The organism is Micropruina sp. (genome assembly GCF_047606365.1).
In the GTDB taxonomy this organism is placed as follows: domain Bacteria; phylum Actinomycetota; class Actinomycetes; order Propionibacteriales; family Propionibacteriaceae; genus Micropruina.
The window spans coordinates 24056-30055 of the sequence record NZ_JASGEN010000051.1 but is presented as its reverse complement, the minus strand read 5'-3'; the positions used below and the strand labels follow the sequence as shown (position 1 = coordinate 30055).

Genomic DNA, 6000 nt, shown 5'->3' with positions numbered 1-6000 from the left:
CGGTCTTCGTAGATGGTGATCTCGACCGGGATCACGTTGCCGCGCATGGCTTCGGTTTCTGCGTTGTACCGCTTGCAGAACTCCATGATGTTGACGCCGTGCGGGCCGAGCGCGGTGCCGACCGGCGGAGCCGGGGTCGCCGCACCCGCGTTCAGGGCGACCTTGACGATGGCCGCTACCTTCTTCTTGGGAGGCATGTGTGGGTCCTTAACTCGTTGTGTTTCGGGTTCGCGAACTAGACCTTGGCGATCTGGTTGAACGTCAGGTCGACCGGGGTCTCCCGACCCAGGATCTCCACCAGGGCCTTGAGCCGCTGGCTGTTCGCGTTGATCTCGGTGATGGTCGCGTGCACGCCCGAGAACGGACCGTTGACCACCATGACGGAGTCACCGACCTTGAAGTCGGCGACCTCGACCTTGCGGGTGCGCTTCTTCGGGCCGGACGCCGCGGCTGCCGCCTTGGCCAGCGCGGCCGGCGCCAGCATCTTGTGCACCTCGTCCAGCGACAGCGGGACGGGGGCGTTGGCGTGCGCGACGAAGCCGGTCACCGACGGGGTGTGCCGCACCGCGGCCCAGGACGCGTCGGTCAGCTCCATGCGCACCAGCACGTAGCCGGGCAGCACGGTGCGGGTGACCGTCTTGCGGGTGCCGCTCCGGGTCTCGACGACCTCTTCGGTGGGCACCACGGTCTCGAAGATGTACTCCTCCATGCCGAGCGTCTTCACCCGGGAATCCAGGTTCTGCTTCACCCGGTTCTCCATGCCGGAGTAGGTGTGGATCACGTACCAGTCGCCGATCTGGCCGCGCAGTTCCTCGCGCAGCGCCTCCAGGACGGCTTCGTCGCCGGCCTCTCCCTCGTCTTCCTCGGCGGCCGGCTCGGGCTCGCTGAGGTCGATCGAGACGCCGTCGTCGGGCTCGTCGGAGCTGTCGACGCCCAGGTCGACCTCGAAATCGTCCGAGGGCGCGGCAGCATCGGCCGGCCCCAGGTCGATCTCGAAATCGGGCTCATTGGTGGCATGCGTATCAGACACAGATTTGCTTCTCTCGTTGACTTCTCGGGGCTCAGCCGAAGAGCTGCAGCAGGCCCCAGCCGAACAGCAGGTCGAGGGCGCTGACGTACAGGATCACCAGCAGCACGAAGACCAGCACGACGACGAAGTACTGCCGCAGCTGGTTGGCGGTCGGCCACACCACCTTGCGCAGCTCGCCGACCGACTCACGAACGAAACCCGCCGGGGTGGCCCGCTTGCGAGCCCGCGCCGTGCCGGTCGCACGCTGCTTCGGGGTGGCGTGATCCTTCTTGCCGTCCGAATCTGCTGCTGACGACGATTTGCGAACCGGGCGGCTGCTCGCCGCCGCACGCGCTACCTCACGCGCCGGATCGGGGGCAGCCGGAACGCCGTTGTCGCTCTCGGCATTGTCCTTGTCCGCCACACATGATCCTTCGCACTCGACTCGTCCCAGCAGGGCAAGAGGGACTTGAACCCCCAACCTGCGGTTTTGGAGACCGCTGCTCTGCCAATTGAGCTATTGCCCTTCGTGGTGGCCTTGCCTCACCAGCACCTGACGCCTTGTGGGCACCGCACCCTACGCCTTGTGAGCGTTGTGGGGCATGGGCCAACTGAGGTGAGGCCACCAAGACAAGAAGTGTACCCGGCTTACCGATTCCCGTCGAACCGAGACCATTCAGCCTCGGTGCGCCGAGATTCAGGCCTTCCGGACGTCGGCGATGGCCGCGCAGACGTGGTCGATGTTGGCCTCGTTCAATGCCGCGACGCAGATCCGGCCCTTGTCGGTGCCGTAGACCCCGTGCCGTTCGCGCAGCGCGACCATCTGCTCCTTGGTCAGGCCGGAGTAGCTGAACATGCCGACCTGGGTGGCGATGAAGCCCATGTCGGTGATGCCGGCGGCCTCCAGGCCGGCGACCAGGCGCAGCCGCATGCTCTTGATCCGGTCCCGCATCGCGCCCAGTTCGTCGATCCACAACGCCCGCAGCTCGGGGTCGGCCAGCACCGTGGCGGCCAGCTGCGCGCCATGGGTGGGCGGGTTGGAGAAGTTGGTGCGGATCACGATCTTGTCCTGGGAGAGCAGCCGGGCCGCTTCCTCGGCGTCCGCGCAGACCACCGACAGGGCCCCCACCCGCTCGCCGTACAGGCCGAGGCTCTTGGAGAACGAGGTGGACACCAGCACCGGCAGACCGGTCTCGGCGAACCGGCGGACGACGGCGCCGTCGGCGTCCAGCGACTCGGAGAAGCCCTGGTAGGCCATGTCGAGGAAGGGCACCAACCCGGCCTTGGTCACAGTTTCGATGACGCTGCCCCACTGCTGCTCGGTGAGGTCGTAGCCGGTCGGGTTGTGGCAGCAGGCGTGCAGCACCACGATCGTGCCGGCGGGCGCAGCGGCCAGGTCGGCCAGCATGCCCTCGAAGTCGACGCCGCGGGCGTCCGCGTCGTAGTAACGGTAGGTCTCCACGGTGAAGCCGGCCCGGGTGAACAGGGCCTCGTGGTTCTCCCAGGACGGGTCGGAGATGAGCACCTTGGCGTCCGGGTCGAACCGGCGCAGGAAGTCGGCACCGATCTTCAGCGCCCCGGTGCCGCCCAGCGCCTGGACGGTGACCACCCGGCCGGCCGCGACGGCCGCCGAGTCGGCGCCGAAGACCAGTTCGCGGACAGCCTTGGTGTAGCCCGGCAGTCCGTCGATCGGCAGGTAACCGCGCGGCTTCGGATCTTCCGCCAGCCGCTGCTCCGCTTGCCGGACGCATTCCAGCAGCGGGAGCTTGCCGGTGCCGTCCTGGTAGACGCCCACCCCGAGATTGACCTTTTTCGGGTTGGTGTCGGCCTGGAACGCCTCGGTCAGACCCAGGATCGGGTCGCGCGGGGCAAGCGGAACTGCGCTGAAGAGGGACATGGCCCTCAGTCTAGGGTCACGCCCACCAGCACGGGTTCGGGTACCAGGGTGATGCCGAAGGCGTTCCGGACGCCGTCGCGAACCTCGCGGGCCAGCCCGAGCAGGTCGTCGCTGCCGGCTCCCCCGCGGTTGGTGAGCGCCAGCGTGTGCTTGGTCGACAGCGTGGCCGGCGGAGTGCCGAAGCCCTTGTGGAAGCCGGCCGCCTCGATCAGCCAGGCGGCGCTGGTCTTGACCCGGCCGTCGGTCTGCGGGAACCGGGGCGCCGCCTCGGGCAGCGACGCGGCCTGCTCGGCGTCCAGGATCGGATTGGTGAAGAACGAGCCCGCGCTCCAGGTGTCGTGATCGGCGGCGTCCAGCACCATGCCCTTGCCGCGTCGCAGCTCCAGGACGGCTTCCCGGACCTCCGTCATCGGTGCCCGGCCGCGGGCGTCGGTCTCCAGCCGTCGGCTCAGTTCGCCGAACCGCAGCGGCGCCGACATGGTGCCCTGACGGAACTGGAAAGTGACGCTGAGCACCACGTACCGGCCTGGTTCGGACTTGAACCGCGACGTCCGATAACCCAGGCCGCAGTCGCCGACGGCGAAGGTGCGGAACATGCTGGTCCTGCGGTCCCAGGTGCGCACCGACCACAACCAGTCGGACACCTCCTGGCCGTAGGCGCCCACGTTCTGGATCGGGGTGGCACCGACGCTGCCCGGGATGCCGGAGAGCGCCTCGATGCCGCGCCACTCCTGGGAGATCGCGTGGGCGACGAAGTCGTCCCAGTTCTCACCGGCGGCCACCTCGATGACCGCGCCGCCGCACATCGCCGCGCCGGGTTCGTCGATGGCGCAGGACCCGCCGGCGAGCCTGATGCCGCGGGTCGCGACGTGCACCACCGTGCCGTCGAAGCCTGCGTCGGAGACCAGCACGTTCGAGCCGCCGCCGAGGATCAGCAACGGTTCACCGGCGGCGTCCGCGGCCTGCACGGCCGCCACGAGCTCGGCTTCGCTGGTCGCCTCGATCCAGGTGCGGGCCGGGCCACCGACCCGCAACGTGGTGTGGTCGGCCAGCCGGGTCGTGCTGCCTGCGAGCAGATCAGTCACAGCGCACCTCCGCTTTCGCGCCGCCGAGCACCTTCACGCCGTCGAGCAGCGCGTCGACGGTGACGGTGGCGATGCCGTTCTCCACCTTCGTCACGGTACCCCCGAAGGTCACCGTGGCACCTTCGGCGTCGTCGGGCACCGGAACGGACTTGACGAACCGGACGTAGTAGCTGAGCACCCGGGCCGGGTCACCGCACCAATCGGTGACCACCCGCAGCGCGGTGCCCATGGTCAGCATGCCGTGGGCGATCACGCCCGGCAGGCCGAGCGCGGCGGCCGCGGCGTCCGAGTAGTGGATCGGGTTGAAGTCGGTGGAGGCACCCGCGTAGCGGACCAGCGTCTGGCGGGTGAAGGTCGCGGTGATGCTCGGCAAAACGGTGCCGACCTCGATATCGGTCATGCCGCCTTCCCTTCCGGCCAGCTGTGCAGCAGCGTGGACGCCGCCTCGCAGACCCGTTCGCCGTCGGCGTCCAGGGCGACGGTAAGCGAGATGAACGCGCTGTTGCCGCGGGCCCGGACCCGGTCGATGGTCAGCGTCGCGGTGACGGCGTCGCCGACCCGCAGCGGACGATGCCAGGTGAACCGCTGGTCGGTGTGCACGGTGCTGCTCAGCGACAGCTCGAGCTCCGGGTCGTCGAACATGGCCTGCCAGGCCGCCGACGACAACAACACCGCAAAGGTGGGCGGTGCCACGGCGTCCGGGCCGGCGTAGGCCGGGTTGCCGGCGTCACCCAGGGCGGCGGCGAACTCGGCCACCTTGGCGGCACTCACCAGGTAGGGCGCGGACGGCGGATAGCTGCGTCCGACATGGGTCTCGCTGATCATGGCCACAGGCTAGTGGCCTGTCGCCCCTCATGCTTGGCCCTGGCGGGCGATAGACCACTAGTGCCCCGGGCACTCGTGCCGACAAAGCGAAAAGGCCGCCCGCGTAGTGCGGGCGGCCTCTTGGCTACGCTCAGCGAGTCTCGCGGTGCGCGGTGTGCAGGTGGCACTTGGGGCAGAACTTCTTCAGCTCAAGACGATCCGGGTCGTTACGCCGGTTCTTCTTGGTGATGTAGTTGCGCTCCTTGCACTCGGTGCACGCCAAGGTGATCTTCGGACGAATCTCCGACTGCTTCTTGGCCATCGCCGTTGCTCTCTCTCGTCTTGCAGTTGCCGATCCTGGTAGCGGGAGCGGGACTCGAACCCGCGACACAGCGATTATGAGCCGCTTGCTCTACCGCCTGAGCTATCCCGCCGCCCGTTCGGAGTACCCAACCGGGCACGGCGGGCGGTTATTCCACCATCTCCAAACGCAGAGCCCCCATGCGGAATCGAACCGCAGACCTTCTCCTTACCATGGAGACGCTCTGCCGACTGAGCTATAGGGGCCTGGACCGCGTGAAACACTACACGAGGATTCGCGTAGCTCTCAAATCGGCGAGTCGCGGACGATCGAACGGTCAGGATTCGGCGGCCCCCACCGGGGTGATCTCGACGAAACCCAGCCGGTTGTACAGGTGCTGCGCCTCTCCGGCGGTCTCCTCCTGGACGTTCAGCGCCATGCTCTCCCAGCCCAGTTCGTGACAGGCATTCGCCGCCGACAGCAGCAGCAGCGTGCCGAGCCCACGCCGGCGGTGCTCGGGGTGGACGAAGAGCTCGATCACGAACGGCACCGCGGGAATGCCCTCCCACGGCGGGCTGGTGACGGTCTGCACGCAGCCGATCACCGTGCCGTCGGAATCTTCGACCACCAGCGAAGCCTGTTCGACCGGGGTGCCGTACTCGCCGGCGAAGACACCCTCCATCTCTTCGACGGCGTCCTCCAGGTCGACCGCGGCGGCACCCTTGGGGTAGGAGTCCCAGTACAGGGCACCCAACGCCTGGGCATCCGAGGGCATCTGGGGACGAAGAGTCACCCCGGCCGGCGTTTCCGGCGCGGGCAAGGGCAAGCCACGCTGCATCAGCATGCGGTCAGTGTAGGCGCGCGCCGGGTGACAAGGGGCGAAGCTCTGGGGAGAGCCGCCGGG

General features: G+C 68.3%; 7 protein-coding genes, 3 tRNA genes and 2 pseudogenes. All 12 read right to left on the bottom strand.

Going from position 1 to position 6000, the window contains the following annotated elements; genetic code table 11:
- Positions 1-197, bottom strand: a pseudogene (locus QM624_RS06845) (50S ribosomal protein L11); the annotation flags it as partial.
- Positions 198-235: 38 nt separating this feature from the next.
- Positions 236-1030: a transcription termination/antitermination protein NusG gene (gene nusG, locus QM624_RS06840; protein ID WP_415090091.1), complete on the bottom strand. Its 795-nt coding sequence runs from the start codon at positions 1028-1030 to the stop codon at positions 236-238.
- Positions 1031-1061: 31 nt separating this feature from the next.
- Positions 1062-1220, bottom strand: a pseudogene (secE, locus tag QM624_RS06835) (preprotein translocase subunit SecE); the annotation flags it as partial.
- 243 nt (positions 1221-1463) lie between these two features.
- Positions 1464-1536: transfer RNA gene (locus QM624_RS06830), tRNA-Trp, on the bottom strand.
- A gap of 170 nt (positions 1537-1706) precedes the next feature.
- Entirely contained in the window at positions 1707-2906 is a 1200-nt protein-coding gene (locus QM624_RS06825; protein WP_415090088.1) for an aromatic amino acid transaminase, read from the bottom strand.
- 5 nt (positions 2907-2911) lie between these two features.
- Positions 2912-3991 carry a UDP-N-acetylmuramate dehydrogenase gene (locus QM624_RS06820; protein ID WP_415090086.1) on the bottom strand — a complete coding sequence of 360 codons (1080 nt, stop codon included), beginning with the start codon at positions 3989-3991 and terminating at the stop codon, positions 2912-2914.
- Positions 3984-4391, bottom strand: a complete 408-nt coding sequence (locus QM624_RS06815) for a MaoC/PaaZ C-terminal domain-containing protein (RefSeq protein WP_415090083.1) — start codon at positions 4389-4391, stop codon at positions 3984-3986. The genes QM624_RS06820 and QM624_RS06815 overlap by 8 nt, the downstream gene beginning before the upstream one ends.
- On the bottom strand, positions 4388-4816 hold the full coding sequence (locus tag QM624_RS06810; protein WP_415090081.1) for a MaoC family dehydratase N-terminal domain-containing protein: 429 nt from the start codon (positions 4814-4816) through the stop codon (positions 4388-4390). Before QM624_RS06810 ends, QM624_RS06815 begins: the two co-directional genes overlap by 4 nt.
- 130 nt (positions 4817-4946) lie before the next feature.
- Positions 4947-5117 (bottom strand): 50S ribosomal protein L33, encoded by a 171-nt coding sequence (gene rpmG, locus QM624_RS06805; protein ID WP_105184661.1) that lies wholly within the window; start codon positions 5115-5117, stop codon positions 4947-4949.
- Positions 5118-5153: 36 nt separating this feature from the next.
- Positions 5154-5229: transfer RNA gene (locus QM624_RS06800), tRNA-Met, on the bottom strand.
- A gap of 60 nt (positions 5230-5289) precedes the next feature.
- A tRNA-Thr gene (locus tag QM624_RS06795) sits at positions 5290-5362 on the bottom strand.
- Positions 5363-5433: 71 nt separating this feature from the next.
- A complete protein-coding gene (locus QM624_RS06790) occupies positions 5434-5940 on the bottom strand; it encodes a GNAT family N-acetyltransferase (RefSeq protein ID WP_415090079.1) in 507 nt (168 codons plus the stop codon).
- Positions 5941-6000 lie beyond the last annotated feature (60 nt).

What these genes read in the sequence shown, in the direction of transcription:
- QM624_RS06815 (WP_415090083.1), bottom strand. Translation starts at nt 4,391, where the DNA reads ATGACCGATATCGAGGTCGGCACCGTTTTGCCGAGCATCACCGCGACC.
- QM624_RS06810 (WP_415090081.1), bottom strand. Translation starts at nt 4,816, where the DNA reads ATGATCAGCGAGACCCATGTCGGACGCAGCTATCCGCCGTCCGCGCCC.
- QM624_RS06790 (WP_415090079.1), bottom strand. Translation starts at nt 5,940, where the DNA reads ATGCTGATGCAGCGTGGCTTGCCCTTGCCCGCGCCGGAAACGCCGGCC.
- rpmG (WP_105184661.1), bottom strand. Translation starts at nt 5,117, where the DNA reads ATGGCCAAGAAGCAGTCGGAGATTCGTCCGAAGATCACCTTGGCGTGC.
- QM624_RS06825 (WP_415090088.1), bottom strand. Translation starts at nt 2,906, where the DNA reads ATGTCCCTCTTCAGCGCAGTTCCGCTTGCCCCGCGCGACCCGATCCTG.